The sequence below is a fragment of the Thermoactinospora rubra genome (genome assembly GCF_002093975.1).
In the GTDB taxonomy this organism is placed as follows: Bacteria; Actinomycetota; Actinomycetes; order Streptosporangiales; family Streptosporangiaceae; genus Nonomuraea; species Nonomuraea rubra_A.
The window spans coordinates 34,030-59,555 of record NZ_MSZZ01000011.1 but is presented as its reverse complement, the minus strand read 5'-3'; the positions used below and the strand labels follow the sequence as shown (position 1 = coordinate 59,555).

Annotated in this window: 28 protein-coding genes; 15 read left to right on the top strand and 13 right to left on the bottom strand. The window is 71.3% G+C overall.

Annotated elements, in window-relative coordinates:
* Positions 1-10: 10 nt before the first annotated feature.
* The 4 genes from BSB02_RS20405 to mce form a co-directional block, all read right to left on the bottom strand.
* On the bottom strand, positions 11-2,554 hold the full coding sequence (locus BSB02_RS20405) for a chitinase C-terminal domain-containing protein (RefSeq protein ID WP_084960719.1): 2,544 nt from the start codon (positions 2,552-2,554) through the stop codon (positions 11-13).
* 124 nt (positions 2,555-2,678) lie between these two features.
* Positions 2,679-3,311 (bottom strand): GTP cyclohydrolase I FolE, encoded by a 633-nt coding sequence (gene folE, locus BSB02_RS20400; RefSeq protein ID WP_084960716.1) that lies wholly within the window; start codon positions 3,309-3,311, stop codon positions 2,679-2,681.
* A 218-nt stretch (positions 3,312-3,529) separates the two neighbouring features.
* A complete protein-coding gene (locus tag BSB02_RS20395; protein ID WP_084960714.1) occupies positions 3,530-4,867 on the bottom strand; it encodes a DivIVA domain-containing protein in 1,338 nt (445 codons plus the stop codon).
* A gap of 173 nt (positions 4,868-5,040) precedes the next feature.
* Positions 5,041-5,454 carry a methylmalonyl-CoA epimerase gene (gene mce, locus BSB02_RS20390; RefSeq protein WP_084960712.1) on the bottom strand — a complete coding sequence of 138 codons (414 nt, stop codon included), beginning with the start codon at positions 5,452-5,454 and terminating at the stop codon, positions 5,041-5,043.
* A 48-nt stretch (positions 5,455-5,502) separates the two neighbouring features.
* On the opposite strand from mce, the gene BSB02_RS20385 reads away from it, so the two are divergent.
* A complete protein-coding gene (locus tag BSB02_RS20385) occupies positions 5,503-6,690 on the top strand; it encodes an acetyl-CoA C-acetyltransferase (protein ID WP_084960710.1) in 1,188 nt (395 codons plus the stop codon).
* Positions 6,691-6,716: 26 nt separating this feature from the next.
* Here the strand turns inward: BSB02_RS20385 and tenA are convergent, their stop codons facing one another.
* The 4 genes from tenA to BSB02_RS20365 form a co-directional block, all read right to left on the bottom strand.
* Positions 6,717-7,391 carry a thiaminase II gene (gene tenA, locus BSB02_RS20380; protein ID WP_084960708.1) on the bottom strand — a complete coding sequence of 225 codons (675 nt, stop codon included), beginning with the start codon at positions 7,389-7,391 and terminating at the stop codon, positions 6,717-6,719.
* A 139-nt stretch (positions 7,392-7,530) separates the two neighbouring features.
* Complete coding sequence (locus BSB02_RS20375; protein WP_084960706.1) at positions 7,531-7,908, bottom strand: cupin domain-containing protein; 378 nt, start codon at positions 7,906-7,908, stop codon at positions 7,531-7,533.
* 26 nt (positions 7,909-7,934) lie between these two features.
* Positions 7,935-8,360, bottom strand: coding sequence for a hypothetical protein (locus BSB02_RS20370; RefSeq protein ID WP_084960704.1), 426 nt, complete (start codon positions 8,358-8,360; stop codon positions 7,935-7,937).
* Between the two features lie 46 nt (positions 8,361-8,406).
* Positions 8,407-9,135, bottom strand: coding sequence for a helix-turn-helix transcriptional regulator (locus BSB02_RS20365; RefSeq protein ID WP_084960702.1), 729 nt, complete (start codon positions 9,133-9,135; stop codon positions 8,407-8,409).
* 56 nt (positions 9,136-9,191) lie between these two features.
* On the opposite strand from BSB02_RS20365, the gene BSB02_RS20360 reads away from it, so the two are divergent.
* The 5 genes from BSB02_RS20360 to BSB02_RS20340 all read left to right on the top strand — a co-directional run bounded on the left by BSB02_RS20360 (position 9,192) and on the right by BSB02_RS20340 (position 12,835).
* Complete coding sequence (locus tag BSB02_RS20360; RefSeq protein ID WP_084960700.1) at positions 9,192-9,797, top strand: DUF2249 domain-containing protein; 606 nt, start codon at positions 9,192-9,194, stop codon at positions 9,795-9,797.
* Between the two features lie 11 nt (positions 9,798-9,808).
* Positions 9,809-10,597 (top strand): class I SAM-dependent methyltransferase, encoded by a 789-nt coding sequence (locus tag BSB02_RS20355; protein ID WP_084960697.1) that lies wholly within the window; start codon positions 9,809-9,811, stop codon positions 10,595-10,597.
* 83 nt (positions 10,598-10,680) lie between these two features.
* Positions 10,681-10,908 (top strand): hexameric tyrosine-coordinated heme protein, encoded by a 228-nt coding sequence (locus BSB02_RS20350; RefSeq protein WP_084960695.1) that lies wholly within the window; start codon positions 10,681-10,683, stop codon positions 10,906-10,908.
* 11 nt (positions 10,909-10,919) lie between these two features.
* On the top strand, positions 10,920-11,408 hold the full coding sequence (locus BSB02_RS20345) for a MarR family winged helix-turn-helix transcriptional regulator (protein ID WP_143590934.1): 489 nt from the start codon (positions 10,920-10,922) through the stop codon (positions 11,406-11,408).
* The gene (locus tag BSB02_RS20340) at positions 11,405-12,835 is read left to right on the top strand and encodes an aldehyde dehydrogenase family protein (RefSeq protein ID WP_084960693.1); all 1,431 of its coding nucleotides are present in this window, start codon (positions 11,405-11,407) and stop codon (positions 12,833-12,835) included. The genes BSB02_RS20345 and BSB02_RS20340 overlap by 4 nt, the downstream gene beginning before the upstream one ends.
* On the opposite strand, the gene BSB02_RS20335 is transcribed toward BSB02_RS20340, so the two are convergent.
* The 3 genes from BSB02_RS20335 to BSB02_RS20325 all read right to left on the bottom strand — a co-directional run bounded on the left by BSB02_RS20335 (position 12,832) and on the right by BSB02_RS20325 (position 15,089).
* Positions 12,832-13,017, bottom strand: a complete 186-nt coding sequence (locus BSB02_RS20335; protein ID WP_084960691.1) for a hypothetical protein — start codon at positions 13,015-13,017, stop codon at positions 12,832-12,834. The two genes, BSB02_RS20340 and BSB02_RS20335, sit on opposite strands and share 4 nt — an antisense overlap.
* A gap of 91 nt (positions 13,018-13,108) precedes the next feature.
* Complete coding sequence (locus BSB02_RS20330; protein ID WP_084960688.1) at positions 13,109-13,756, bottom strand: DUF4230 domain-containing protein; 648 nt, start codon at positions 13,754-13,756, stop codon at positions 13,109-13,111.
* A gap of 10 nt (positions 13,757-13,766) precedes the next feature.
* Positions 13,767-15,089 (bottom strand): hypothetical protein, encoded by a 1,323-nt coding sequence (locus tag BSB02_RS20325; protein ID WP_084960686.1) that lies wholly within the window; start codon positions 15,087-15,089, stop codon positions 13,767-13,769.
* 132 nt (positions 15,090-15,221) lie between these two features.
* Here BSB02_RS20325 and BSB02_RS20320 point away from each other — a divergent pair, with 132 nt between their 5' ends.
* The 6 genes from BSB02_RS20320 (at position 15,222) to BSB02_RS20295 (ending at position 20,823) form a co-directional block, all read left to right on the top strand.
* Entirely contained in the window at positions 15,222-15,791 is a 570-nt protein-coding gene (locus BSB02_RS20320) for a MarR family winged helix-turn-helix transcriptional regulator (RefSeq protein WP_084960684.1), read from the top strand.
* Positions 15,775-16,701 carry a tetratricopeptide repeat protein gene (locus tag BSB02_RS20315; protein ID WP_084960682.1) on the top strand — a complete coding sequence of 309 codons (927 nt, stop codon included), beginning with the start codon at positions 15,775-15,777 and terminating at the stop codon, positions 16,699-16,701. Before BSB02_RS20320 ends, BSB02_RS20315 begins: the two co-directional genes overlap by 17 nt.
* A gap of 9 nt (positions 16,702-16,710) precedes the next feature.
* A complete protein-coding gene (locus BSB02_RS20310) occupies positions 16,711-17,340 on the top strand; it encodes a cytidylate kinase-like family protein (RefSeq protein WP_084960680.1) in 630 nt (209 codons plus the stop codon).
* Positions 17,341-17,432: 92 nt separating this feature from the next.
* Complete coding sequence (locus BSB02_RS20305; RefSeq protein WP_084961142.1) at positions 17,433-18,842, top strand: NAD-dependent malic enzyme; 1,410 nt, start codon at positions 17,433-17,435, stop codon at positions 18,840-18,842.
* A 94-nt stretch (positions 18,843-18,936) separates the two neighbouring features.
* Positions 18,937-20,154 carry a Gfo/Idh/MocA family protein gene (locus BSB02_RS20300; protein WP_084960678.1) on the top strand — a complete coding sequence of 406 codons (1,218 nt, stop codon included), beginning with the start codon at positions 18,937-18,939 and terminating at the stop codon, positions 20,152-20,154.
* Positions 20,155-20,244: 90 nt separating this feature from the next.
* Positions 20,245-20,823, top strand: a complete 579-nt coding sequence (locus BSB02_RS20295) for a YqgE/AlgH family protein (RefSeq protein ID WP_084960676.1) — start codon at positions 20,245-20,247, stop codon at positions 20,821-20,823.
* 6 nt (positions 20,824-20,829) lie between these two features.
* Here the strand turns inward: BSB02_RS20295 and BSB02_RS20290 are convergent, their stop codons facing one another.
* Positions 20,830-21,444 (bottom strand): TetR family transcriptional regulator, encoded by a 615-nt coding sequence (locus BSB02_RS20290; protein WP_158088683.1) that lies wholly within the window; start codon positions 21,442-21,444, stop codon positions 20,830-20,832.
* A gap of 149 nt (positions 21,445-21,593) precedes the next feature.
* On the opposite strand from BSB02_RS20290, the gene BSB02_RS20285 reads away from it, so the two are divergent.
* Positions 21,594-23,204, top strand: coding sequence for a DHA2 family efflux MFS transporter permease subunit (locus tag BSB02_RS20285; protein WP_084960672.1), 1,611 nt, complete (start codon positions 21,594-21,596; stop codon positions 23,202-23,204).
* An 81-nt stretch (positions 23,205-23,285) separates the two neighbouring features.
* Here the strand turns inward: BSB02_RS20285 and BSB02_RS20280 are convergent, their stop codons facing one another.
* Positions 23,286-24,737 (bottom strand): cellulase family glycosylhydrolase, encoded by a 1,452-nt coding sequence (locus BSB02_RS20280; protein WP_084960670.1) that lies wholly within the window; start codon positions 24,735-24,737, stop codon positions 23,286-23,288.
* A gap of 46 nt (positions 24,738-24,783) precedes the next feature.
* On the opposite strand from BSB02_RS20280, the gene BSB02_RS20275 reads away from it, so the two are divergent.
* Positions 24,784-25,239: a hypothetical protein gene (locus BSB02_RS20275; protein ID WP_143590930.1), complete on the top strand. Its 456-nt coding sequence runs from the start codon at positions 24,784-24,786 to the stop codon at positions 25,237-25,239.
* Between the two features lie 10 nt (positions 25,240-25,249).
* On the top strand, positions 25,250-25,504 hold the full coding sequence (locus BSB02_RS20270; protein WP_084960666.1) for a DUF3039 domain-containing protein: 255 nt from the start codon (positions 25,250-25,252) through the stop codon (positions 25,502-25,504).
* The last annotated feature ends 22 nt before the right edge of the window (positions 25,505-25,526 follow it).

Below are 25,526 nucleotides of genomic sequence, written 5' to 3'. Positions count from 1 at the left end.
TTCGCTTCCGTCACAGGCGTTGCCAGAGGGCGGGGACGTTGGGCGGCTCCCAGCCCGGCTGAGCGGTGTGCGGCTGGCGGCACTGGTAGGAGACGCCCTGGTAGGTGACGCGGTCACCGGCGGCGTACGCGGTGCCCGCCTGCCAGGCCGGGTGGCTGCCGGTCGGGGTCACGGTCGGTGTGGCCGTCGGGGTCACGGTCGGTGTGGCCGTGGGCGTGGGCGTGGCGGTCGGCGTGACAGTCGGTGTGGCCGTGGGGGTGGCGGTCGGCGTGGCGGTCGGCGTGGCCGTGGGCGTCGGGGTGCCGCCGCCCGAGCAGGCGCCCAGGTCCCTCCACACCTCGCTGGTGCCCGGCTCGTTGTTCTGCGTCCACCACCTGGCCTCCCACGTGCGGCCCTTGTGGGAGACCCGCTGCCCGCCCGTGTAGATCTTGCCGGACTCCCACGCGGGCTCGGTGCAGGTGCCGCCGGTGGGCGTCACCGTGGGCGAGGGCGAGGGGGTCGGATCGACGATCCCGCCGCCCCGCGCGAGGTCCTGGGCCAGGCCGTACGTCTTGCCGCCGAAGGTGACGGTGAAGTTGTTCGGCCCGGGCGCGGGCAGGTAGTAGACGTAGTCCATGGTCACCGACGCGCCGGGAGCCAGCGACTGCCAGCTCGGCAGCTTGACCGACACGCGGTGGTAGTCGCCCTTCAGCCCGCCGATGTTGCCGGCGGCGGTGTGCTCGCTGCTGATCACCCTGAGCCCGAAGCCGGACTGGTCCTTGGCGTTGTTCGGCGAGGAGGTCGCGTAGTCCCACTGGAACTCCGTGCCGCCTGGCAGTGTGACCGTCGACCGGTTGGTGATCTTGAGTTTGGGGCTGATCGGGTAGTTGCTGTCGCCGACCGGGAACTGCGTGGCCTCGACCGTGATGTCCAGCTTCTCGGCCGGGAGGGCGACCTTGGACCGGGTCGCGACGTACGGCGAGGCCGTCTTCAGCGTGTCGTCGAGCAGCGTCGTCAGCGTGTCGCCCATGAAGTACTCGCTGCCGGTCCACTCGTAGTCGCCGGCCAGCTCCCAGATCATCACGCCGCCCAGGCCCTTGTCCTTGACGTACTCGGCCTTCGCCTTGAGCGACTGCTCGTCCTCGGTGGACAGGAACACCTTCTTGCCGGCGTTCCACAGCCAGGGCGCGACCAGCGTGCTGTCGTAGTGGCGCGTGTAGGTGCCGGTGATCCGCTCGGTGACGCCGTAGGCGCTCAGGTAGGAGCCGTTGATGCCCTTCTCGAGGTTCTTGGCGTGCCACATCGGGTTGGACCCGGCGCCGACCTCCTTGCCGTTCTCCTTGTCGTGCCACAGGTTGTCGATGCCCATGGCACCGTCGCCGCAGGTGGTCAGCCCGATCGGGCAACTGGTGCCCCTGGAGGTGCCCCACAGGCCGTTCGTGCCGCCGGTGACGTTGCGCCAGCCGCGCGTGTAGTACGGCACGCCGATGTTGACGCGGCCGGGCGGCATCGCGCCGCGGAAGTAGTGGTAGGCCCAGTCGGTGTTGAGGTAGCCGATGCCGCCGTACTGCGCGGTGGTGTAGACGCCCCACTTGGCCAGCTCGGCGTCCTTGCCGTCGTCGTAGAGGGCGGCGTTGGGGCCGACGAACTCGTTCCAGGCGCCGTGCAGGTCGTAGGACATGATGTTGACATAGTCGAGGTACTGGGCGACCTGGAAGGTCTCCATGCCGCGCAGCAGGTAGCCGGAGGCCGGGACGGCGGCGGTCAGCAGGTAGTACTTGCCGTCGGCCGCCGAGGCGCGGTCGAGCTTCTCGCGCAGCGTCTTCATCAGCGCCACGTAGCCCTGCATCAGCTTGGCGCGCCGCGCGTTGGCGATCTGCCAGTCCAGCGGGTTGCCCGCGTCCTTCATGCTCGTGGGGTACTCGTAGTCGATGTCGACCCCGTTGAAGCCGTACTTCCTGATGAAGGCGACGGCCGAGTCGGCGAACGTGTCGATCGACGCCTGGCTGTCGGTCATCGTGTAAAAGCCGCCGGAGGCCACCCGGTTGCCGTCGGCGTCGAAGTACCCTCCGGTCTCCGCCCAGCCGCCCACGCTGATCAGGGTCTTGACGTGCGGGTGGGCCTTCTTGAGCGTGGTGAGCGCGTTGAAGTGCCCCTTGTACGGCAGAGCCGGGTCGTTGCCGGGGAAGTCCATGCCGGTGGCGGGGTTGTCCGGCGAGTCGGCGCCCACCGACAGCTTGTTGTCGGCCCCGACGTGGGCGAAGGCGTAGTTGATGTGCGTGATCTTCGACCAGGGGATGTCCTTGGCCAGGTAGGCGGGCTGGCCGTTCCTGCCGTGCCGCCAGCCGGTGAAGTAGCCGATGACCCGGCGCGGATGGGCGTCGCCCATCTTCTCCCGGCCGCTGTCGTCGTAGGCGGCGCAGTAGGGGACGTCCACGCCGGGCGTGCGGTACAGGCCGTCGGGACGGCAGGACTCGTGGTCGGCGGCCGCGGCGGCCGTGCCGATGAGCCCCGCCGCGAGGAGTGCCAGGCTCGTCGCGGCAGCGCCGAGCGCCAGGCGCACATGGTTGGGCATTGTCGCCGTCCTGGGGGGTGAGAGGCGTTCCTGATCGGGAAGGTAGGCGGTCTCACCAGGCGGGTCAATGCTTTCTTTTAGGAAAGTTTCCAAATAGTTGTGCCACCTGACGGCCGGTTGCCGATCAGCCGCCCGTGGCGGTGGTCAGCGTCATGAACTCCCCTCGCGACCGGGGGTCGTCGCGGAGCGTCCCGAGCAGGCGCGAGGTGACGGTCCGCGCGCCGACGGCCTGCACCCCGCGCAACGACATGCACAGGTGCTCCGCCTCGAGGACGACACCGACGCCCTTGGGGCGCAAGGTCTGTTCCAGGAAATCGGCGATCTGGGCGGTCAGGCGTTCCTGGACCTGCGTGTCACGGGCGAAGTGGTGGACCACGCGGGCCAGCTTCGACAGCCCCACGATGCGGTCGCCGGGCAGGTAGCCGACGTGGGCCACGCCGGAGAAGGGCAGGAGGTGGTGCTCGCACAGGGACGAGAACGGGATGCGCCTGACGAGCACGAGCTCGTCGTAGCCCTCGTCGTTGGGGAAGGTCGTCAGCTGGAACGGCGCCGGGGTCAGCATCTGCGCCAGGGCGGTGGCCACGCGCCGCGGGGTGTCGCGCAGGTGCGGCGAGTACGGGTCGCGGCCGAGGGCATGCAGCAGGTCCGTCACCGCCCGCTGGGCCGCCAGAAGGTCGATCACCGGCGAGTCCCCGGCGATGCGGGCCAGGGCGAGTTCCTCGACGGCGTCGTCGGCGTCCCATGTCAGCGCGGTCATCTGTGTCTCCTCGGGGGAGTTTTCGCCAACTATCGTGCTCAATATTCGCGTACCCGGCAAATTAAGTCAACATTTATTGGCTAAAATGACCGGCCCCGGCCACGGTGGGCCCGCCCGGCCCCGCGGCGATGCGGCCCCGGCGCGCCGTACGCCGAAAAGCCCGGCGACCACGCGGTCGCCGGGCTTTCCCAGCCGTCGATCAGCCCCCTGCGACAGGGCTACTCCTGCCACCACTCGGCGTCGTCGTCGTCCGCCTTGGACTCCTCCTTCGTGGCGGTGGCCGCGGGCGCCGGAACGGCCGCGGGAGCCGGGGTGGGGGCCGCTGCCGCCACGGGCTGCGGCCGGTCGTTGGCCGGAGCGATCGCGGGCTTGGGCGCCGGGGCGGCCACGGGCGCGGGCTCGGGGTCCATGCCGGGCAGCGCCGTACCGCCGAGCAGCTGGCGCAGCTGGGCGAGGTGACTGGTGATGCTGTCGCGCTGGCGGGTCAGCTCGTCGACCTGGCGCTGCATCTGGGTGCGGATCCGCTCCGCCTCCGCCTTGGCCTCGCTGACGATGTGCTCGGCGCTGGCCTTGGCCTCGGCCACGACCTGCTCGGCGGTCTGCTTGGCGTTGGCGACCATCTGCTTGGCGTGGGCGTCGGCCTCGCGCCGGGTCTGCTCGGCCTGCTGGGTGGCCTTGGCGGCGCGGGACTCGGCGGTCGCGGCGCGCTGCTCGGCCTCGGCGACCAGCTTCTGGGTGTTGGCCTGCGCGGTGGCGTGGCGCTCGGCCTCCTGGCGCTCGGCCTCCTCGCGGCGGGCGGCCAGCTGGATCTCGAACTCGGCCTCGTCCTGGGCCCGCTTGGCCTCGGACTCCTCCAGGATCCGCTGGGCCTGGGCGCGCATCTCGTCGGCCTGGCGCTTGGCGGTGGTGAGGACCTCGTCGCGCTCCCGCTTGGTCGAGGCGCGCAGCTGGGCGACCTCGCGCTCGGTGGTGGTGCGCAGCTTGGCGATCTCGCGCTCGGCGTCGGCGCGCTTCTCGGCCACCTCGTGGTCGGCGGCGGCGCGCAGCTTGGCGACCTCGCGCTCGGTGATCGCGGTCAGCTCGTCGGCCTCGCGGCGGGCCGTGGAGCGGACCTCCTCGGCCTCGCGCTCGGCGGTCGTGCGCAGCTCCTCGGCCTCCCTGGCGGCCTTGGCGCGGGTCTCGGCCGCCTCGCTCTCCGCCGCGGCCCGCAGGTCGGCGGCCTCCACCTTGGCGGCCGCCTTGATCTCGTTGGCCTCGGACCTGGCGGCCTGGACGAGCTCGGTGGCCTGCTCCTCGGCCAGGCGCAGCAGCTGCTCGATCCGGGCGCCCAGGCCGGAGTACGTGGGCCGCTCCTGCTCCTGCAACTGGCGCTGGGAGTCGGCCAGCTCGCGCTGGAGCGCCGCGACCTGGTCGCGGGCCTGGCGCAGCTCGGTGTCGAGCTGCTTGAGGTGGTCGTGGACCTGGTGCCTGTCGTAGCCCCGGAGCACCACGTCGAACTCGCGAGCGGGGGCGTCCTCGAAGAAGTTGTTGAGCTGGGCGTCGATGTCGGACTGCATGGAGGCTCGATCCTGGGTTGTCGAGACGGCTACACGTGCCGGACGGGGGGTTCGGGGGCATCCGAGCCAGGAGCCGGTGGCTCGGCGGCCAGGCTCCATGTCCGGTGGAAGGCCAGCGTACTCCGGTGTTGCCGCCTTGGTGGCCCCGTCCGACGACCCGTTACTTATGAACGTTATTTACGTTTTGCGGCCTGTACGAGCTCGGTGAGCATTCCTCCCACGTCCTTGGGGTGGAGGAAGGCGATCGAGGAGCCCATCGACCCGTGTCGCGGCTGCTCGTCGAGGAGCCTGACGCCCTTCTCGGCGATCCGGCCCATGGCGTCGGACACATCACCTACCCCGAAGGCCACATGATGCACACCCTCACCGCGCCTGGCCAGGAACCTGCCGACCGGCGAGTCGGGGGAGAGCGGCTCCAGAAGCTGGATGTAGGAGTCTCCCGCCACCCGCAGCATGGCCTCCTTGACTCCCTGCTCCTCGTTGACCTCCCTGGCCACGACCTCGAGCTCGAACAGCTCCTGGAACAACCTGATCTTCTCTTCCAGGTCGTGGCAGGCGATCCCCACGTGATCGATGCGCAGCAGCATGTCGGTATCGTTGCAAAAGACGCCGCATATCTGCCAGGGGAGGCCCCCATGTCTGGTTCCGTCATCGTCGCCGGCGCTAGGACGCCCATCGGCAAGCTCCTCGGGTCCCTGTCCAGCCTCAGCGCCGTCGAGCTTGGCGGCATCGCCATCAAGGCCGCGCTCGAGCGCGCCGGCGTGTCGCCCGAGGCCGTGCAGTACGTGATCATGGGACAGGTTCTCCAGGCCGGCGCGGGCCAGATCCCGTCCCGCCAGGCCGCGGTCAAGGCCGGCATCCCCATGACCGTGCCGTCCCTGACCGTCAACAAGGTGTGCCTGTCCGGCCTCGACGCCATCGCGCTGGCCGACCAGCTCATCCGCGCCGGCGAGTTCGACATCGTCGTGGCCGGCGGCATGGAGTCCATGACCAACGCCCCGCACCTGCTGCCCGACCTGCGCAAGGGCGTCAAGTACGGCTCGGCCACGGTGCTGGACTCGATGGCGCACGACGGCCTGTTCTGCGCGTTCGACCAGTGCGCGATGGGCGAGTCCACCGAGCGCTACAACGCGCGGCTGGGCATCGACCGGGCCGCCCAGGACGAGTTCGCGGCACGCTCCCACCAGCTGGCCGCCGCGGCGATCAAGAACGGCGTGTTTGAGGACGAGATCGTCCCGGTGACGATCCCGCAGCGGCGCGGGGAGCCGGTCGTCGTCAAGGACGACGAGGGAGTGCGCGGCGACACGACCGTGGAGACGCTGGCGCGGCTGAAGCCCGCCTTCGCCCCCGACGGGACCATCACCGCCGGGTCGGCCTCCCAGATCTCCGACGGGGCCTGCGCGGTCGTGGTGATGTCGCGGGCCAAGGCGGAGGAGCTGGGGCTGCCGTGGCTGGCCGAGATCGGGCGGCACGGGAACGTGGCCGGGCCCGACGCCTCGCTCCAGTCGCAGCCGGCCAACGCGATCAAGCACGCCCTCGGCAAGGAGGGGCTGTCGGCCGGCGACCTGGACCTCGTGGAGATCAACGAGGCGTTCGCGAGCGTCGTCCTCCAGTCGGTCAAGGAACTGGGCGTGCCGATGGAGAAGGTGAACGTCAACGGCGGCGGCATCGCGCTCGGCCACCCCATCGGGGCGTCGGGCGCCCGCATCGTGCTCACGCTGGCGCACGAGCTGCGGCGCCGGGGCGGCGGCGTCGGCGCCGCGGGCCTGTGCGGCGGCGGCGGCCAAGGCGACGCGCTCATCCTGCGGGTGCCTTCGGCGTAGCGGGGCGCCTCCCGCCGGGAGGAGCCCTACGACACCCACTCCGAAGTCGGCCAGCCCTCCCGGCGCCACGCGCTGTCCCAGAACATCCACTCGTACTCGGTCGCCTTGACGAACGCCGCCGCCATCGCCTCGCGAGTGGGCTCGTCCGCCGAGGCCGCCAGCCGGTCGGTGATCTCCTTCGCCCCCGTCACGGCCGCCTCGAAGCTCGGATCGGCGTACGTCGCGATCCAGGCCCGGTAGGGATGCGTCTCGGAGCTGCGCGACACCAGCGCCTGCCCGACGTCCTGGTACACCCAGAAGCACGGCAGCACGGCCGCCGCCAGGACCGGGTACGGCGCGGACAGGGCCATCGCCTGCAGCCAGGAGGAGTACGCCAGCGCGGTGGGCGAGGTGGGCACGCCGGCCAGGTCGTCGGCGGTCAGGCCGTACTCCTCGATGTATCCCTCGTGCAGCGTGCGCTCCGCCGCGATCGCCCCGTGGGCGCTCTGCGCCCAGAACGCCACCTCCTCCGGGTCGGTCGCCCGCACGGCCGCCGTGGCCAGCGCCTTGGCGAAGGCCTCCAGATAGCGCGCGTCCTGCACGATGTAGAACGCGAACCGCTCCCGGTCGAGCGTGCCCTCGCCGAGCGCGGTGTTGAACGGGTGCTCGTGGATGGCCCGCAGCAGCTTGGCCGTACGAGCCCAGACCTCGTCGCAGAACATGACGGTCCCTTCGCTAGCGCGAACCAGATCGGGTTCGACGGGTTTCGGCCTGCTCCACGTCCGCTTCAGTGAGCTTGGCGCCGACCCCGATGCGGAGGTTAGCCTACGCGGCCCGCGCCGGACGTTCCCGCGCCCTACGTCACCGTGGAGGCGCCTGCCCGGCGGCCTCGTTTAGGGTCTCCGGGCGGGAGCGCACCGCCACGGTGAGCAGGACGGCGGAGTCGTCGATCGCGGTCAGGCTGTGCCGCTCCGCCGGGATCACGACGTAGTCGCCCGCCGCTCCCTCCCAGGAGTCGAGAGCGGTCGCGAGGCGGACACGGCCGCGCAACACCAGCAGGGTGGCCTCGCCGGGGCTCTCGTGCTCGTCGAGGCCCTGTCCGGCGGCGAGCGCGAGAAGCGTCTGGCGTAGGGAGTGCCGGTGTCCGCCGTGGACGGTGCGCGCGCTGCGCCCGTTCGTGGATGATCGCGCCGCGGTGAGTTGCTCGCTCGCCAGGGCGTCCAGGGAGATCGGTTGCATGTTGCCGCCTTCCGGGTTCGGTGGCTTCACGTCGCCAGCAGCAGGACACCGGCGGTGAACAGGGCCGCCACCTTTGCGGTCTCGAGGGCGACGTAGGCGTGATGGCTCCGTGAGCGCGGTGCGTCCTCGCCGGCGAGGACGCGGTCGGAGCGTCGGGTCAGTCGCGGCCGGACCGCGCCGACCTGCACCGTCAGCGCCGCGACCGCGACGACGGCGGCGACCGCGACCGCGGACGGCGTGCCCTGGGCGGCGATCGCGACGAGGAGCGCCGTGGCGAGGACGGTTTCGGCGGTGTTGAGGGCGCGAAAGACCAGCCTGCCGATCCCGAGACCGATGCGCAGGTCCACGCCTGGCGCGCGGAACTTCAGCGGGGCCTCAAGGAACGAGATGGCCAGCACCATCCCGAGCCACACAAACGCCACGCCGGTGGCGACAGCCGATGCCGTGGTCATGGGCGAACCCTTCCTCTCCTGCGGGCCGGACGGTCCACGGGGGCGGTCACCGCGCGCCGTCCGCGGTCGCGAGGTGCGCGAGGCACAGATCGGGCCGGGCGAAGGGGTCGAGCCGGTCGACCGTCACCGGGGCGCCGATCGCCGCCATCGCCCCTTGCATGAGGCCGAGGTGCAAGGGGCAGATCACCTTGCCCTGGGTGCCGACGAGTTCGAGGAAGGGGCAGTGCCGCAGGCCGATCTGCGCCGGTCCTCCCGCCGGTCCTTCCGACGGCCCTTCATCCGGTGCGAACCCGAGGTCGTCGAGCAGGCGGACGAGCCGCTGTACGGCGGCCTGCCGGGTGACCTCCTCGGACGGAGACGGGCGATCGACGAGGAAGCCGCCCCACGCACGTCCGGCCTCGATCGCCCTGGTGACGGGTTCGGGGTCGGCGGCCAGGTTGCCGGCCAGGATCTCGGCAAGCAGCCGATAACTGCGCGGCCCGCCGCGATCCATCCCCGGCCGCGCCCGGTACGCCAGCGGTGGCCGGCCCGGACCGGACGGGACGGCGTGAACCCGCTCCACCTGGCCGGTCTCGGCCAGGGCGTCGAGATGGAACCGCGCCGTGTTGGGATGCACCCCGAGCCGCTCGGCGATGTCGGCCACACTCAGGGGTGAGCCGGATTCGCGAAGCATCGTCAGGATGAGCCGCCGGCGTCCGGTCGCCGGCGCCACGGGCCGCTCAGCAGCCCGTTCGGACCTCGCGCCGCCCGATCTCTCGTCGTCGACGTACCTCATGGGCTTGAGTTTACACAAAATGCACTTGTATAAATAGGGCCAACGAAAGGAGTGCCATGCCCGGCCAAGAGCTCGACGTACGACCGCTGCCCAAGCCCGACAAACATCCCCGCATCTTCCAGGAGTTCGACGGCCTCGCCGTCGGCGAGTCCTTCGTGCTGGTCAACAACCATGATCCGCGGCACCTGCGGCAGGAGTTCGAGCTCGACCACGCGGGCGGCTACGGCTGGGACTACCTCGACAGGGGGCCTGGCGTCTGGCGGATCCGGATCACCAAGCTGGCCGGCACCCCGCTGCCGCGGATCCTCGCCGACGTCCACGCCGTCCCCGGCCCCGGAGAGCCCGACGCGGGGGGCGCGGTGTGGAAACTGCAGATGAGCCGGCGCGACCTCGACTCCAATATCGTCAACCTGCGCCCGGACGCCACCATAGAGACACACGCCGGGCCCGACCTCGACGTCCTCCTCCTCGTGCTCGGCGGGACCGGTCACCTCGACACCGAGCTCGACGTGCTCGAGCTGCGCCCCGGGGCGCTCGTCTGGCTTCCCAGGCGTTCCAGGCGGCGGTTCGCCGCCGGGGCGGACGGCCTGACCTACCTCACCGTCCACCGGCGACGCCCGTCACTGGTCCTCGACGTCGCCGACCGGCGCCCATCGGAGTGACGGGACGAACGATGAGACGACACGCTTGGCACGAACGTCCCGACGCCGGCCTCAAGGGGCACCGGCTGCTGGCGCGCCTCGGCAAGCGCGTGCTCCGCCCTGGAGGCGCCGAACTGACGACGATCCTCCTGGCACGAGCCGGAGTGACCGGATCCGATGTCGTCGAGCTGGCGCCCGGCCTGGGACGCACGGCGCGCGAGATCATCGACCGCCGTGCACGCTCCTACGTCGGCGTCGACAGTGACCCGGTCGCCGTCGACGCCGTGCGCGGCATCGTGTCCGGCCGCGGCACCGTCGCGGTCGCCGATGCCTCGGCCACCGGCCTCCCGGCCGGATCCGCCGACGTCGTCCTGGGCGAGGCCATGCTCAGCATGCAGGGCGACAAGGCAAAGAACGCCATCGTCGCCGAGGCGGCACGCATCCTGCGTCCCGGCGGGCGGTACGGGATCCACGAACTCGGGCTGACTCCCGATACCTTGCCCGACCAGGTCAAGACCGGCATCCGGCAGGCCCTTGCCCGCTCGCTCAAAGTGAACGCGCGTCCCCAGACCGTCGCCGAATGGCGAACCCTGCTCGAGAGCCATGGGTTCGTCGTGGAGCATGTCGACACCGCGCCCATGGCCCTCCTGGACCCGCGGCGGGTGATCGCCGACGAAGGGGTGCGCGGTGCCGCCCGCTTCGTCGGGAACCTGATCGCGCACCCTGACGCGCGCAGAAGAGTGCTCTCCATGCGGCGTGCGTTCCGCACTCACCGGGATCATCTCGTCGGCGTCGCGATCGTCGCCCGCAAACCCGCCTAGGAGCCACGAGCCGCGGACTGGGGTCATTTGACGACGCTATGTTCGCGCGCTAATAATTAGCGCGCGAACAGAAGGAGGAGGCCGTGGAGCTCGTACCCGACAACACATTGATCACCGCCAGCCCCGACGAGGGCCGTGCCCTGGCCATCAAGCTCGCCCGGAGCACGGTGAAGGCGACCCAGCCGGATGCCGAGGTCCGCCAGCGCCTGCGGCCGGTCTACGCCGAGGACCCCGACAACCTGATCGCCATCGCCCAGGTCGTCGCGATCGAGTTCGCGACCATCGCCGCGGCCAACGACTACTGGCGCTGACGAGTGCCGGCATGAAGACGCACCGCATGTCGGACCAGCCGTGCTTCGCTCTCTACAGCGCGGTCAACGCCATCACCCGGGCCTACCGCCCGCTGCTCGACCCGCTCGATCTGACCTACACGCAGTATGTCGTGATGATGACGCTATGGGAGCAGGACGGTGTGGACCTGCGTACCCTCGCCGAACGCACTCATCTGGACCCCCCTACCCTCACCCCCGTGGTCAAGCGGCTGGAGGGCAAGGGACTGCTCCACCGGGGCCGGGTGCCCGGCGACGAACGTCGGCTGGTGCTGACCGTCACCGAAGCCGGCCGGCGACTCCGGCAGGAAGCCCGCGACGTACCCGAGATGATGCTGTGCCAGGTGGGCCTGTCGCCCGCCGAGGAGCGGCAGCTGCGCGCGCTCTGCGACCAGATCCGGCACACCCTCGCCACCGGCCGGCGCCCGCCGGATGCCGCGGCGGCGAACCCGCCCGCCGGGAAGCACCAGGGGAGACCGTGAAGACCTACGACTCGATCTATGTCGACGGACGTTGGCGCTCACCGCGCGAGTCAGCCTTCCTCGAAGTGGAGAACCCGGCGACCGAGCAGGTGATCGGCAAGGTGCCGCTCGGCACGGCGGGTGACGTCGCCGACGCCGTGAACGCCGCCCGCCGAGCCTTCCCCGCCTGGTCACGCGCCGAGGTCGACGAGCGGCTCGAATACCTGTCGCGACTACGCGACGTCCTGGCCGCCCGGCATGAGGACCTTGCTCGCACCGTGGTGGCGGAGGTGGGCGCCCCGATCGGCTTCGCCCGAAAGGTGCAGGCCGGACTGCCGATCGCGGTGACGACCTCATACCTCGAGATGCTCCCCGCGTTCGAGTTCACCGAGCGGATCGGCTCCAGCACGGTCGTGAAGGAGCCGATCGGTGTCGTCGGCGCGATCACGCCGTGGAACTATCCGCTCCATCAGGCGGTCGCGAAGGTGGTGCCGGCCCTGGCCGCCGGCTGCACCGTCGTGCTCAAGCCCGCCGAAGCCGCTCCCCTGTCGTCATACCTCCTCGCGGAGGCCATGCACGACATCGGGCTGCCGCCGGGTGTGTTCAACCTCGTCCCCGGACTCGGGGCCGTCGCCGGCGAGGCCTTGGCCGCACACCCCGACGTGGACGTGGTGTCGTTCACCGGGTCCACTCGCACGGGCCGGCGGATCGGCGAGCTCGCGTCCCGGACCGCCAAGCGGGTCGTCACCGAGCTCGGCGGCAAGTCCGCCAACCTGATCCTTCCCGACGCCGACCTTCACCAGGCCGTGACGACGGGGGTGGCCTATGCGTTCCTGAACTCCGGACAGACCTGTACCGCCTGGACCCGCATGCTCGTCCCCGCAGCCCAGTACGACGAAGCGGTCGTCCTCGCGGCCGAGACCGCCGAGGGCCATGTCGTCGGCGACCCGCTTGCCGAAGGGACCGCGCTCGGTCCCCTTATCTCCGCCGCGCAGCGGCAGCGGGTCCTCGGCTACATCGCCGAAGGGCTCGCCGAGGGCGCCCGGCTGGTCACCGGAGGGGCGGAGTCACCCGAGGGGCTCCACGTCGGCCACTACGTGCGTCCCACCGTCTTCGCCGACGTCCGGCCGGACATGACCATCGCCCGGCAGGAGATCTTCGGACCGGTCCTGTCGATCCTCCCCTACACGGATGAGGACGAGGCGATCCATATGGCCAACGACACCATCTACGGCCTCGCTGCCGCCGTGTGGTCCACCGACCTCGAGCGGGCGCAGACGGTCGCCCGTCGGCTCCAGGCCGGTCAGGTGCAGATCAACGGCGCCGAGATCGACCTGTGCGCTCCGTTCGGAGGCTGCAAGCAGTCCGGCAGCGGCCGGGAGCTCGGCCGGTACGGCTTGCAGGAGTTCCTCCAGACCAAGGCCATCCACGGCGCAGGCGGACACTAGCAGGCGGCCTTGCGGCCCCGGAGGAGTCGCCAGCCCATCAGGGCGCCGAGGAGGCGCGGCTCGCGGGGGCGGTCCTCGCGGCGGAGGCGGGGCAGCGCCCTGACGAGCCGCTCGTGGGCCACCTCGCGGCGCATCTCGTCGATCTTGTCCTTCGCCACCAGGTAGCTGATGTGTGGATGCATGTCTTAAGCGTCGCGATAAGGCGACATGCCCCGCATGAGGCTTATGCCCTATCTATGCCCCTCGCCGTGGCGGAGGAGGACGTAAGCCACCTCAGACGCCGTCCGCGAAGGTCACCGTGACCTTGGTGAAGCCCAGCGACTTCAGCAGGTTCTCCAGCATGAGCTTGGTGTTGGCGTCCGCGCGGGCGCGCAGGTCGCTGGCCGTCGCCGCCTCGTTGATCTTCTTCTCCGCCAGCAGGTACAGCTCGCGCTGATCCGGCGGGGAGGCGGCCAGGAAGTCCTGGACGCGGTCGACCAGCCCGCGCTGCTCGGCGAAGACGTAGGAGCGCGAGTTGTCCAGGTTGGGCTTCTCCAGCTGGGCATGGGGGATGCGCAGGGTGACCTCGGTGCGGTCGGCGTTGACCGTCACGGCCTCCTCGGCCAGCCCCGAGAAGTCGACGTAGGCGTCGACGCTGCCCGCGCCGACGAACAGCGTGCGCGAGCCCTTGACGGCGTCGGGCAGGAAGGGGGCGTCCTTCTCCAGGTCGACCACGACCTGGAAGCTGCCGGTCGCGGCCTCGAAGCGGCTCAGGTCGTGGATGGACTGCAGCAGCGCGGGCTGGCTGCGGTCGACGGTGCGCTCGCCGAAGGGGTTCAGCCGGGTCCAGGCCAGCCAGCCGGCCACCGCGACGGCGGCGAGCGTCACCAGGGCGATCGCGAGATATCTCCACCCGCGACGGGGGGTGAGGGTCGTCGTCATGATGACAGCTCTACCCGCGATCATGGCCTCCGTGCGAGCCCCGGGGTGAGATCTGCGTGCTCGGGTTGACCGGGTAGGCGGGTGCCGGGCCGGCCGCCCGCATGGTGCCGCCGCCGAAGTGCCTGCTCGACAGCCGGCAGGAGCGGAAGTCGCCCCAGAACATGCGCAGCCACTCGCGCCGCTGCTGCTCGCTGATCCCGGAGAACCAGGCCGCGGCGTACTGGTGCTCGGGCAGCGGCCCGCTCGGCAGGGGCTCGCCGCGCAGCCAGGCGACGACGATGTCGCGGTAGCCGGCGCCGGCGGCGGTCGGGCAGCGCGCGGCCAGGCTCTCGACGAACTCGCCCGCCGCCTCCTCGGCGAACCCGGCCGACAGGTCCTCCACGTGGATGGGCACCACGCCGCCGCTCGCCCGCAGCTCCGAGTCCAGCGGGCGCTGCTCCACCCGCGTGAAGGCCGCGGGCGTGCCCGACAGCCGCGAGGCGATCTTCGTGAACGCCGCGGCCAGCTCGGTCAGCCCGCCGCGCATGCCGGGATGCACGCAGACCGTGATCGGCCACTGCTGGCAGGTGTAGACGATCGGCTGCGCGACGGCGACCTTCCGCTCGGTCAGCAGCCGGGCCACGCCCGTCCCCGCGGCCAGCACCGCCAGCAGGGCGAGCGCCAGCACCAGCGCCTGCCGGGTCACCGCCGCGGCCCAGAACAGCAGCAGCGCCGCGGTGACGCCGAGCAGCCACAGCGTCTGGTCGACGAAGGCGGCCCCGTCCAGGCCCTGGAACAGGTCGTACGGCTCGCCCGTGCCGGGAGTGAGCTGGTCGGTCCACCCCCCGGCCTCCGACAGCCAGGTGAACGCGCCGTAGCAGGCCAGCCCGGCCAGCGGCGGCGTGGCCGAGTACGGCAGCAGCCAGCCCAGCACCCAGCCGATCACCGCGTAGAGCGCGAGCCCGGCCATGCCCATGCCGAGCCCGGCCAGGCTCAGCCGTCCCGCCTGCTCGGTGAGGACCGTCTTGACGGCCAGCACCAGCACCGTGGCGGCGAACGACCCCACCACCACGACCACGATGCCCAGCGGCACCTTCAGCGCCCGCCAGGCGCTCACCGACCGGCCGCGCAGCGCGCGGCGCTTGCGGATGGCGACCCACGCGCCGAAGGCGGCGGCGACCGGCCCCGTCAGCCGCAGCGAGCCGATGACCGCCACGACGATGTTCTCCCAGGCGTCCACGCCGGGAATCAGCACGCTCCAGGCCGCCAGCAGCCCCACCGCCAGCAGTACCGCCACGGTGACGGCCGCGCTGTGCTTCAGTTCCTCGCGCGTGACGCGCGCGTGCTCACGCACGCCGAGCCCCGTTGTCCATCAAGCACCCCCGTAGGTGACCCCCGTTCACCCTCTTGATGCGAGCACCATAACTGAGCGTGATGTTTCGCGTCCGCATTCTTGGCGAAGCGGCGACTTCAGTTGCGCTCCGTAATGGCCCGAATCAGGCGCTACCGTAGCGCTGTGTCGCTCAACCTGCCCTTCGACCCCATCGAGCGCGCCGCCGAGACATGGCGGGTGCAGTTCGGACCCTCCTCCGCCATGGCCGCGGTCACCTCGATCATGAGAGCGCACCAGATCCTGCTGTCGCAATTGGACGCACTGCTCAAGCCGTACGACTTGACCTTCGCCAGGTACGAGGCGCTGGTGCTGTTGACCTTCAGCAGGACCGGCGCGCTGCCGCTGTCCAAGATCGGCGAGCGGCTCATGGTGCATCCGACGAGCGTGACCAACACCGTGGACCGCCTCGAACGGGCCGGGCTGGTGAGCCGGATGCGCAACCCGCGCGACGGCCGGGGCGTCCTCGCCGAGATCACCCCCAAGGGCCGGGAGGTGGTACGCCACGCGACCAAGGACCTCATGGACGCCGGCTTCGGCATGACGGCCTACTCGGAGGAGGAGCTCGGCCAGTTGTTCGACCTGCTGCGGACGCTCCGGGTGGCGGCGGGTGACTTCGTTCCCTCCGCCATGCGGCAAGATGAGGAGCATGGCGGACATCTCTAGGCCCGGATCCTTCTACGGGGCGATCGATCTGGGCGCGCGAAAGCAGGCACTGGAGGCGCAGGCCCGGCGTGAGGCGGCGGGCACGCAGGCCCCGTCCGGCTCCATCGTCGAGGTGACCGAGGAGACGTTCACCACCGAGGTGGTCGAGCGTTCGATGAGCGTCCCGATCGTGCTGGAGCTGTGGTCCCCGCGCGCCCCGGGAAGCGCCCAGCTGGCTCCCGTGCTGGAGAAGGTCGTGGGCGACCTGGCCGGCCGAGCCGTCCTGGCCAGGGTGAACGTCGACCTCAGCCCCCAGGTGGCGGCCGCGCTGCGCGTGCAGGCCGTGCCCACCGTGCTGGCCATCTTCCAGGGCCAGGCCGTCACCGGCTTCCAGCAGGTGCTGCCGGAGCAGGAGGTGCGCCGCTGGCTGGATGAGCTGATGGCGGCGGTGGAGCAGTTCTACCAGGCCAACCCGCAGCTGCGGCCCGGGCCTGAGGAGCCGGAGCAGGCCCAGAGCGCGGTCGACCCCGACCTGCAGGCCGCCGAGGACGCCATCAACCGGGGCGACCTCGACGCCGCCGCGGCCGCCTACGAGCGGCTGCTGGCCCGCAACCCGGCCGACGAGGAGGCCAAGATGGGCCTGGCGGGCGTGGCCCTGATCAAGCGCACCGCCGACGTCGACCCCGCCGAGGTGCAGCGCAGGGCCGCCGACCCGGCCGACCTGGAGGCGCAGCTGCTGGCCGCCGATCTGGAGATGCTCTCCGGCTCGGTCGACGCCGCGATCGACCGGCTGGTCGGCCTGGTCAAGCGCACCTCCGGCGAGGAGCGCGACAAGGCCAGGCGCCACCTGCTCGGCCTGTTCGACACCCTGCCCTCCGACGACCCCTCTCTGGTCAAAGGACGTAGAGCCCTGGCGAACGCGCTGTTCTAACCTGGAGGCATGCGGGTCGTCACCATCTCGGCGACGTACGGCACGGCCGGCAGTGTGATCGGCCCGGCCGTGGCCGAGCGCCTTGGCGTGCCCTTCGTGGACAGGGCGATCCCGAGCGCCGTCGCCGAGGAGCTCGGCTGCACGCTCGAGGAGGCCCTGGCCCACGACGACAGAGCGGAGCACGGCCTCGGGCGGCTGCTCGCCGGGGCCATGCGGCTGCCCACCGTGACCTTCGGCGGCGTCGACATGTACGTGCCGGGCGCGATGCCCCTGGCGCCGGAGGAGTTCGTCACCCGCACCGAGCGGATGATCAAGGAGACGGCGCAGAGCCAGGGCGGGGTCTTCCTGGGGCGGGCCGGCGCGGTCGTGCTGGCCGAGCACCCCGGAGCCCTGCACGTACGGCTCGACGCCCCGCTGAAACGCCGGGTCCTGCAGACGGCCACGTTCTTCGAGATCCCCGAGCGCGAGGCGCGCAAGCTCATCGAGGACAACGACCGGGCGCGCACGGCCTACGTGCGCCACTTCTACCGGACCGACCCCGCCGACCCGCACCTGTACCACCTGGTGCTGGACAGCACCACCATCCCGATGCCGACGTGCGTGGAGATGGTGGTCATGGCGGCGGACGCCCTCGGGTGACCCACGGGCGCGCCTCCGGAGGCGGAACGCGCGACCCGCCGGAAGTGGCACCATGGAAGGCACCGTTGGTCAGGCAAAGGAGCGGATTGACCGTGACTACCGTCCCGAGCGTGTCGTACTCCATCACCGTCCGGCTCGAGGTGCCGGCGGGTGGCAAGGCCGTCAGCCAGCTCACCCACGCCGTAGAGTCGGCGGGGGGCGTGGTCACGGCGCTCGACGTGACCAACGCCGGCCACGAGAAGCTCCGCATCGACGTCACCTGCGCCGCGAGCGACACCGACCACGCGCAGGCCATCGTCGACCAGCTCGACGCCATCGAGGGCGTGCTCATCCACAAGGTCTCCGACCGCACGTTCCTCATGCACCTCGGCGGCAAGATCGAGATGAAGTCGAAGGTGCCGCTGCGCACCCGTGACGAGCTGTCGATGGCCTACACCCCCGGCGTGGCCCGGGTGTCCATGGCGATCGCACGCAACCCCGAGGACGCGCGCCGCCTGACCATCAAGCGCAACAGCGTGGCCGTGGTGACCGACGGCTCGGCCGTCCTCGGGCTCGGCAACATCGGCCCGGCCGCCGCGCTGCCGGTCATGGAGGGCAAGGCGGCCCTGTTCAAACGCTTCGCGGGCATCGACGCCTGGCCGATCTGCCTCGACACGCAGGACGTCGACGAGATCGTCCGCACGGTGCAGATCATCGCGCCGGGCTTCGGCGGCATCAACCTCGAGGACATCTCCGCCCCCCGCTGCTTCGAGGTGGAGCGGCGGCTGCGCGAGCTGCTGGACATCCCGGTCTTCCACGACGACCAGCACGGCACGGCGATCTGCGTGCTGGCGGCGCTCACCAACGCGCTGCGCGTCGTCGGCAAGCGCCTGGAGGACGTGCGCATCGCGATGGCGGGCGCGGGCGCGGCCGGCACCGCCGTACTGCGGCTGCTGCTGGCGGCCGGGGCGCGCAACGTCATCGTCTGCGACTACCTGGGCGCCGTCCACAAGGGCCGCCAGGACCTCGACGACTCGCTGCGGTGGATCGCCGAGCACACCAACGCCGAGGGCTACTCCGGCGACCTGCGCGGCGCGGTCAAGGGCGCCGACGTCTTCGTGGGCGTGTCGGCGCCGGGCATCCTGACCGGCGACGACATCGCCACCATGGCCGACGACGCCGTGGTGTTCGCGCTGGCCAACCCAGAGCCGGAGGTCTCGCCCGACGACGCCCGCGAGCACGCCGCCGTCGTGGCCACCGGCCGGTCCGACTTCCCCAACCAGATCAACAACGTGCTGGCGTTCCCGGGCGTCTTCCGCGGGCTGCTCGACGCGCAGGCCGGCGGGGTGACCGAGGAGATGCTGCTGGCCGCCGCGCACGCGCTGGCCGCCGTCGTCACGCCGGAGGAGCTGGGCCCCAACTACATCATCCCGAGCGTCTTCCATCCGGACGTCTCGACCGTCGTCGCCGCCGCCGTGCGTGAGGCGGCCGGGGGGAAGGCGCGGGGCTTCACCGAGGCGTAGCCGCCGATGGCCCCGCGCCGGTCTGGCCGCCGCGAGGCTGGTCGCCGCCGCGTGCGGCCGCACGGCCGTGACCGATGACATGAGTGGAGGAACGATGGTCACTCTCGCCGTCGTCGGCGCGGGCTCGCGGGGGACCTCCTACACCCGCCACGCCGTCGGCACCGGCCAGGCGCGCGTCGTCGCGGTGGCCGATCCGCTGGCCGGCCGGCGGGCGCGGTTCGCCGGGGCGGCGCAGTACGCCGACTGGCGCGAGCTGGCCGCGCTGCCCCGGCAGGCCGACGCGGTGATCATCGCCACCCAGGACGCCCAGCACGCCGAGCCCGCCGTGCGCTTCGCCGAGCTGGGCTACGACATCCTGCTCGAGAAGCCGATGGCGGTCACCGAGGCGGACTGCCGCGCGATCGTCGAGGCGGCGGAACGGCACGGCGTGATCTTCGCGGTCTGCTACGTGCTGCGCTACACGCCCTACACCAGGAAGCTGCGGGAGCTGCTGCCCCGGATCGGGGAGGTCGTCAGCGTCCAGCACCTGGAGCCGGTCGGCTGGTGGCACCACGCCCACTCCTACGTGCGCGGCAACTGGCGCAGGGCCGACGAGTCGACGTTCATGCTGCTGGCCAAGTCGGGGCACGACCTGGACTGGCTGGTGCACGTCACGGGCAGGCGCGTGCGGCGCGTGTCCTCCTTCGGCGGCCTGCACCACTTCCGCCGCGAGAACCGGCCCGCCGGCGCGGCCGACCGGTGCCTGGACTGCGCGGCGGAGCCGGGCTGCCCGTACTCGGCCAGGCGCATCTACCTGCCGCTCGCCGGCCAGGACCGCTGGCCGCTGTCGGTCGTCACCGACGACGTCTCCGAGCAGGGGGTCCTGGAGGCCCTGCGCACCGGCCCGTACGGCAGGTGCGTCTACGCCTGCGACAACGACGTGGTCGACCACCAGGTGGTGAACCTGGAGTTCGAGGGCGGGCTCACCGCCTCCTTCACGATGACCGCGTTCACCCCGGCCGCGCACCGCCAGACCCGGATCTTCGGCACCCACGGCTCGATCGAGGGCGACGGCGAGCGGCTGACCCTGACCGACTTCCGCACCGGCCGCGCCGAGACGGTCGACACCCGGCCGCAGGGCGACGCCACCGCCGCGGGCGGCCACGGCGGCGGCGACGAGGGGCTGGTCGACGCCTTCCTGGCCGCGGTGCGCACCCGCGACGCCTCCCACGTGCTGTCCTCGCCCCGCGAGAGCCTGCACAGCCACACCGTCGCCTGGGCCGCCGAGCGCTCACGGCTCGACGGGACCGTCGAGGCCGTCCCCGCGGAGTGACCGGCGCCGTGCGGTCCCCATGGGGTTGCGGAAAGTAACATCTCCCACCAGGCGGCGCGGGAGCCTCCCGCCACCCCTCATCATGGAGATATGGCGGAGGCGATCCACGTCGGCGGGCTTCTGGTGGCGACGCCGCTGCTCGACGACCCCAACTTCCGGCGTAGCGTCGTGCTGATCCTGGAGCACGACAGGGACGGCGGCACTCTGGGCGTGGTGCTCAACCGGCCGAGCCAGATCTCCGTCACGCAGGTGCTGCCGGTCTGGGACTCGCTGGTGACCGGCCCACCGGTGCTGTTCGAGGGCGGGCCCGTCCAGACCGACAGCGCGCTGGCCCTGGCGGCGGTGCCGAGCGGCCAGGAGCCGCTGGGCTGGCGCAGGCTGCACGCGGCCAGCCCGTCGGTCGCGCGGCTGGGGACGGTCGACCTCGACGCGCCGCCGGAGATCCTCAAGGGCGAGATCGCGCAGATGCGGATCTTCGCCGGTTACTCGGGCTGGACGTCGGGCCAGCTGGAGAGCGAGATCGCCGAAGGCGCCTGGTACCTCGTCGACTCCGAGATCGGCGACACCTTCGCGGCCGACCCCGCCTCGCTGTGGCGCCGGGTGCTGCGCCGCCAGCGCGGGGAGCTGGCCTTCGTGGCGACCTGCCCGGACGATCCCACGATGAACTAGGGCGAACTAGGGCCGGTCCCAGCCCGGCACGAAGACGCGCTCGGCGAGGTCGACGGTCTCCCGCAGGCGTGCCGCGAGATCGGACACACCGGTGACCTCGGGGCGCGGGCACTCGAACCCCACCCGCGTGATCGACATGGCGAATGCGACGACGAGGTAGGGCAGCCGGCTCTCGTCTGGGTCCAGTCCGGTACGGCGGGCGACCGCGTCGACCAGCCGCAGCTCGGTCTCGGCGGCCCGGCCGACGGCCTTGCCGATCAGGGTGGGGTTGGCCTCGTACACCTTGCGCATCTTGAGGAAGCGCTCCGCGTCCTCGGGCGTGAGCTCCTGGATGTCGTCGGCCACCGCGCGCAGGGCGTGGAGCAGCGAGGTGAACGGCGGCTCGTCGGCGGGGCGGCTGTCCAGCGCCTCCCGCATGACGGCCTCGCCGTAGTCGTGGTACCACAGCGCCAGGTGTTCCTTGCCGGAGAAGTAGCGGAAGAAGGTGCGCGGGGAGACTTCGGCGGCCCCTGCGATCTGCTCCACGGTGGTGGCGTCGTATCCTTGTTCGAGGAACAGATCGAGCGCCGCGTCGAGGATCGCGAGGCGCGTCTTCTCCTTCTTGCGTTCACGCAGACCCATGGCCGTCATCTCCTGGACACTTTCGTGTCATAGTGTGCCATAAGTCATCATCCGCCTTCTGAAATTGGTTTGTCATCTGTCACTCCCTGCCATAAATTACCTGATGCTCTGTAGTGACGAATGCCCTCGAAGGGGGCGAAGGGGGACTCATGGCTGACGTCAAGACTGTGGCGCCACCGTCGGCGCCACTCCCGCGGGGGGCGAAGGGGCACCCTTGGCTCACCTTGCTGGCGGTCTCGCTCGGCGTGATCATGGTCATGCTCGACGGCACCGTCGTGGGCATCGCCAACCCGGTCATCGGCCAGGACCTCGGCGCCTCGTTGGCCGACCTGCAGTGGGTGACCAGCGGATACCTGCTCGCCCTGGCCGTCTTCCTCATCACGGCCGGCAAGCTGGGCGACCTGTTCGGGCACAAGAGGGTGTTCCTCATCGGCGTCGCCGGGTTCGCGCTCACCTCGCTCGCGATCGCCTTCAGCGAGCCCATCGGCGAGACCCTGGGCATCTCGCCCGTCGGCACCCTGATCGGCATGCGCGTGCTGCAGGGCCTGTTCGGCGCGTTGCTCAACCCGGCCGCGCTGGCGCTGCTCCGCAACGCCTTCCCGGGTGAGAAGCTCAACGCCGCGATGGGCGCGTGGGGTGCGATCATCGGCCTGTCCAGCGCCGCGGGCCCGATCGTGGGCGGCCTCCTCGTGGAGAACGTCAGCTGGCAGTCGGTGTTCTTCATCAACGTCCCGGTCGGCGCCGTCGCGCTGGCCATGGGGCTGTGGATCATCATGGAGAGCAAGGCGCAGACCCTCTCCCGCATCGACTGGCTGGGCGTCCTGCTGCTGTCCGTGGCCATGTTCTCGCTGGTGTGGGCCATCATCAAGGCTCCCGACTGGGGCTGGGGCGACAGCCGTACCCTCGGCTTCCTCGCGGTGACGGTCGTGGTCGGCGCGCTGTTCGTGCTGTGGCAGAGCAAGGCGCGCGAGCCGCTGATCCCGCTGTCGCTGTTCCGCAACCTGTCGGTCTCCATCGGCATCCTGCTGATGATGCTGGTCGCCTTCGCCATGTTCGGCGCGATGTTCTTCCTGGGCTTCTACTTCCAGGGCGTCCACGGGCTCTCGCCGCTGGACGCGGGCCTGCGCATGCTGCCCATGAGCGCCGGCATGATCATCGCCTCGCCGCTGGCGGGCATGGCGATCGGCAAGCTCGGGCCCAAGGTCACGATCTCGGGCGGCATGCTGATCACGGCCGTGTCGATGTTCCTCATGTCGCGCATCGGCGTGGAGGCCTCCTTCTTCGAAACCGGCCTGCCGTTCCTGCTGCTGGCCTTCGGCCTGTCGCCGGTGTTCGTGGGGGCCACGGAGATCATCGTGGGCAACTCGCCCATGGAGCTGGCGGGCGTCGCGGGCGGCGTGCAGCAGTCGGCCATGCAGGTCGGCGGCGCGATGGGCACGGCCATCCTGGGCGCGGTGATGGCGGCGGAGATCTCCGGCACGCTCCCAGGCCACCTCGGGCCGGTCGCGAAGGCCATGCCGCCGCAGGCGATCGAGGGGCTGGAGAAGGCCGCGGCCTTCGGGACCGTGCCCGCCGAGGCGCTCAAGACGGTGCCCGAGCAGGTGCAGCAGGTGATCGTCACGGCCGTGCACCACTCGTTCCTGGACGGCATGCACCTGGCGTTCCTCATCTCCACGATCGTGGCGGTGGGGACGGCGTTGCTGGCGCTGCTGGTCAAGAGCGGGCGCAAGACGGAGGGCGCGCCCGTTCACCTGGGGTGATCTTTCGGGACATTCCATGAAGTGCGGCTTCGCCTCGGATGGCGGGGCCGCACTCGGCTTTCCACGTGACCGGAGGAGCCCCTACGCGGGGGTGATGACGAGCCTGACCTTTCCGCTGGAAGCGGTCGGCACCGTGAGCACGCGCCGCCCGGCGTCCCACGACGCCGGGCCCGTCGAAGCCCTGCCGCCGCGCGGGAAGTCGTCCGCCGGCAGGTACACCTCCGTCGGCCCGCTGCCGTTGGCCTCGAACTCCACGGTCAGCGCCCTGGCCGCCGGATCCCAGTCCACGCGCGTGGGCACGCCCCCGATCGCCCTGGGGTACGGCCTGGCCATGACCCCCACCAGCGGCCCGGCCGTACCTGACTCCGAGTAGGGCCCCCAGCTCCCCGGGTCGCGCGACCAGTACGCCCGGCCGATGCCCATCTCATCGGTGAGGTCCAGGATGCGCTCCACCACCTCAGATGCGCCCGGCCGGGTCATGTCCAGCCCGAACTCCCCCAGCACGACCGGCGCGTCCATCCGCTCGGCCAGGCGGAGCACGTTGTCGCGCCACCACCCCAGCGTGCGGTCGGTCCACTCCCGCGCCTCGCCCTCGTACCCGCCGCCCAGGTCCAGCGGCAGCGGGTAGACGTGCGGCGCGAGGGCGATCCGGCGGCTCGGGTCCTCGATCGGCGGCAGCGCGGACGGCAAGCCCCAGTTGACGCCGACGGCCTGCGGCTCCAGGAAGATCCAGCCGTCGCGGTCGACGGACCTGATCTGCGCGACGCACCTGCGGTACAGCTCGGCCAGCGGCCCGCTCTCGAAGGCCGCGCCCTGGACCGAGCCGCCCCACGGCTCGTTCATGAGGTCGTAGCCGATCACGGCGGGCTCGTCCTTGAAGCGCGCCGCGACCGCCTTCCACGCCGCCGCGTAGTGGTCCATCAGCTCGGGATGCTCCCCGGTGGTGTTCCAGAAGTGGTCGAAGGCGCGGATGACGCCGGGTTCGAGGTAGTACAGCTCCCAGGTCCAGTGGTCCGTGGCGACGGGCAGGCCGTCGAGGTGGGTCGCCCACGCGGGGGCGCCGTTTCCGGCCTGGCCGGTCGGGGTGATGTGGTTGCCCCACAGGTCCTGGTGCATGTCGAGCAGCACGTGGTAGCCGCGCTTGGCGTACCACCGGACCCGCTCGGCCACCTTGTCCAGATATTTCGTGTCATAGACGCCGGGTGAGGGCTCGACCGCGCGCCACTGGAGGAGGAAGCGGACGAAGTTCGTGCCCATGTCCCGGTACTCGCGCTCGACGTCCGCCTCGGTGAGCTCCGGCAGCCCGTCCGGCGTGCCCTTGGCGCTGCTCGCCGTGTTGAACCCGTGCAGCACCAGGGTGCGCCCCCGCTCGTCGGTGAGGAAGTGCCCCACCCGCTCGGGCGCGCTCCTGGTGGCCGAGGCGACGCCCCCGGCCAGCACGGCCGTCACCGTCACCGCCGCCACGACGAGCCGGAAACCGGGCCGGAAACCGAGCCGGGAACCGGGCAGGGAACTGGGCCGGGAACGCTGCATGAGGGACTCTTCCGCCGGAGCTGCCGTCGGCGGTAGCCTGCCGAACATGAGCCTTGTTCGCAATAGCTCGCTGCGAGTCAGCCTCCCGGGAATGGTCGCCGCCGCGATGTGCCTGGCGTCCGGCCTGGCCGGGACCGCGCCGGCGACCAGGCTCGGCTGGCTGGCCGTCCCGTCCGCGCTCGGCGTGCCGTACGGCCTGCCGGGGCTGCGGCTGCTCCCGGTCGGCGAGACGACCTGGCTCATGGCGCTCACCGACCTGGCCGCGGCCGTGCTGCTCGTCGCCGTGGTGTGGCGTTCGCGGCGCGGCTTGTGGGGGACGTGGGGCGCCTTCGTGCTGGGCGCGACGCTGGCCGGCCTGCTGCGGGCCGTCGTGACCGCGCAGGTGCTGCACGCCGGGCTCGGCGCCTACGCCGGGCTGCTGGCGGCCGGGGCCGTCGCGGGGGCGCTGTGGGGGCTGGCGCTCGGCTGGCTCGCGGGGCTGGCGGCCCTGCGACGGGCATAAACTCGACAGGGTGAGCACGAAGATCCTTCCAGAGCAGGAAACCACGCCGCGGACCTCGCACGGTGATGGCGACCACGAACGCTTCGCCCACTACGCGGACCGCAACAAGATCACCGAGGCCATGGTGACCGGCACCCCGATCCGCGCCCTGTGCGGGAAGGTGTGGGTGCCCAGCCGGGACCCGAAGAAGTACCCGGTCTGCCCGGAGTGCAAGGAGATCTACGACGGCCTGCCCAAGGGCGGCGGCGACGACCAAAACCAGTGAGTGTTGATCGCGGCTGATCGGC

Excerpts from the sequence above, each read along its gene's own strand:
- BSB02_RS20405 (WP_084960719.1), bottom strand. The coding sequence starts at position 2,554 with ATGCCCAACCATGTGCGCCTGGCGCTCGGCGCTGCCGCGACGAGCCTG.
- folE (WP_084960716.1), bottom strand. The coding sequence starts at position 3,311 with ATGACCGCGCTGACATGGGACGCCGACGACGCCGTCGAGGAACTCGCC.
- BSB02_RS20395 (WP_084960714.1), bottom strand. The coding sequence starts at position 4,867 with ATGCAGTCCGACATCGACGCCCAGCTCAACAACTTCTTCGAGGACGCC.
- mce (WP_084960712.1), bottom strand. The coding sequence starts at position 5,454 with ATGCTGCTGCGCATCGATCACGTGGGGATCGCCTGCCACGACCTGGAA.
- BSB02_RS20385 (WP_084960710.1), top strand. The coding sequence starts at position 5,503 with ATGTCTGGTTCCGTCATCGTCGCCGGCGCTAGGACGCCCATCGGCAAG.
- tenA (WP_084960708.1), bottom strand. The coding sequence starts at position 7,391 with ATGTTCTGCGACGAGGTCTGGGCTCGTACGGCCAAGCTGCTGCGGGCC.
- BSB02_RS20375 (WP_084960706.1), bottom strand. The coding sequence starts at position 7,908 with ATGCAACCGATCTCCCTGGACGCCCTGGCGAGCGAGCAACTCACCGCG.
- BSB02_RS20370 (WP_084960704.1), bottom strand. The coding sequence starts at position 8,360 with ATGACCACGGCATCGGCTGTCGCCACCGGCGTGGCGTTTGTGTGGCTC.
- BSB02_RS20365 (WP_084960702.1), bottom strand. The coding sequence starts at position 9,135 with ATGAGGTACGTCGACGACGAGAGATCGGGCGGCGCGAGGTCCGAACGG.
- BSB02_RS20360 (WP_084960700.1), top strand. The coding sequence starts at position 9,192 with ATGCCCGGCCAAGAGCTCGACGTACGACCGCTGCCCAAGCCCGACAAA.
- BSB02_RS20355 (WP_084960697.1), top strand. The coding sequence starts at position 9,809 with ATGAGACGACACGCTTGGCACGAACGTCCCGACGCCGGCCTCAAGGGG.
- BSB02_RS20345 (WP_143590934.1), top strand. The coding sequence starts at position 10,920 with ATGAAGACGCACCGCATGTCGGACCAGCCGTGCTTCGCTCTCTACAGC.
- BSB02_RS20335 (WP_084960691.1), bottom strand. The coding sequence starts at position 13,017 with ATGCATCCACACATCAGCTACCTGGTGGCGAAGGACAAGATCGACGAG.
- BSB02_RS20330 (WP_084960688.1), bottom strand. The coding sequence starts at position 13,756 with ATGACGACGACCCTCACCCCCCGTCGCGGGTGGAGATATCTCGCGATC.
- BSB02_RS20320 (WP_084960684.1), top strand. The coding sequence starts at position 15,222 with ATGGCCCGAATCAGGCGCTACCGTAGCGCTGTGTCGCTCAACCTGCCC.
- BSB02_RS20315 (WP_084960682.1), top strand. The coding sequence starts at position 15,775 with ATGGCGGACATCTCTAGGCCCGGATCCTTCTACGGGGCGATCGATCTG.
- BSB02_RS20310 (WP_084960680.1), top strand. The coding sequence starts at position 16,711 with ATGCGGGTCGTCACCATCTCGGCGACGTACGGCACGGCCGGCAGTGTG.
- BSB02_RS20300 (WP_084960678.1), top strand. The coding sequence starts at position 18,937 with ATGGTCACTCTCGCCGTCGTCGGCGCGGGCTCGCGGGGGACCTCCTAC.
- BSB02_RS20295 (WP_084960676.1), top strand. The coding sequence starts at position 20,245 with ATGGCGGAGGCGATCCACGTCGGCGGGCTTCTGGTGGCGACGCCGCTG.
- BSB02_RS20290 (WP_158088683.1), bottom strand. The coding sequence starts at position 21,444 with ATGGGTCTGCGTGAACGCAAGAAGGAGAAGACGCGCCTCGCGATCCTC.
- BSB02_RS20285 (WP_084960672.1), top strand. The coding sequence starts at position 21,594 with ATGGCTGACGTCAAGACTGTGGCGCCACCGTCGGCGCCACTCCCGCGG.
- BSB02_RS20280 (WP_084960670.1), bottom strand. The coding sequence starts at position 24,737 with ATGCAGCGTTCCCGGCCCAGTTCCCTGCCCGGTTCCCGGCTCGGTTTC.
- BSB02_RS20275 (WP_143590930.1), top strand. The coding sequence starts at position 24,784 with ATGAGCCTTGTTCGCAATAGCTCGCTGCGAGTCAGCCTCCCGGGAATG.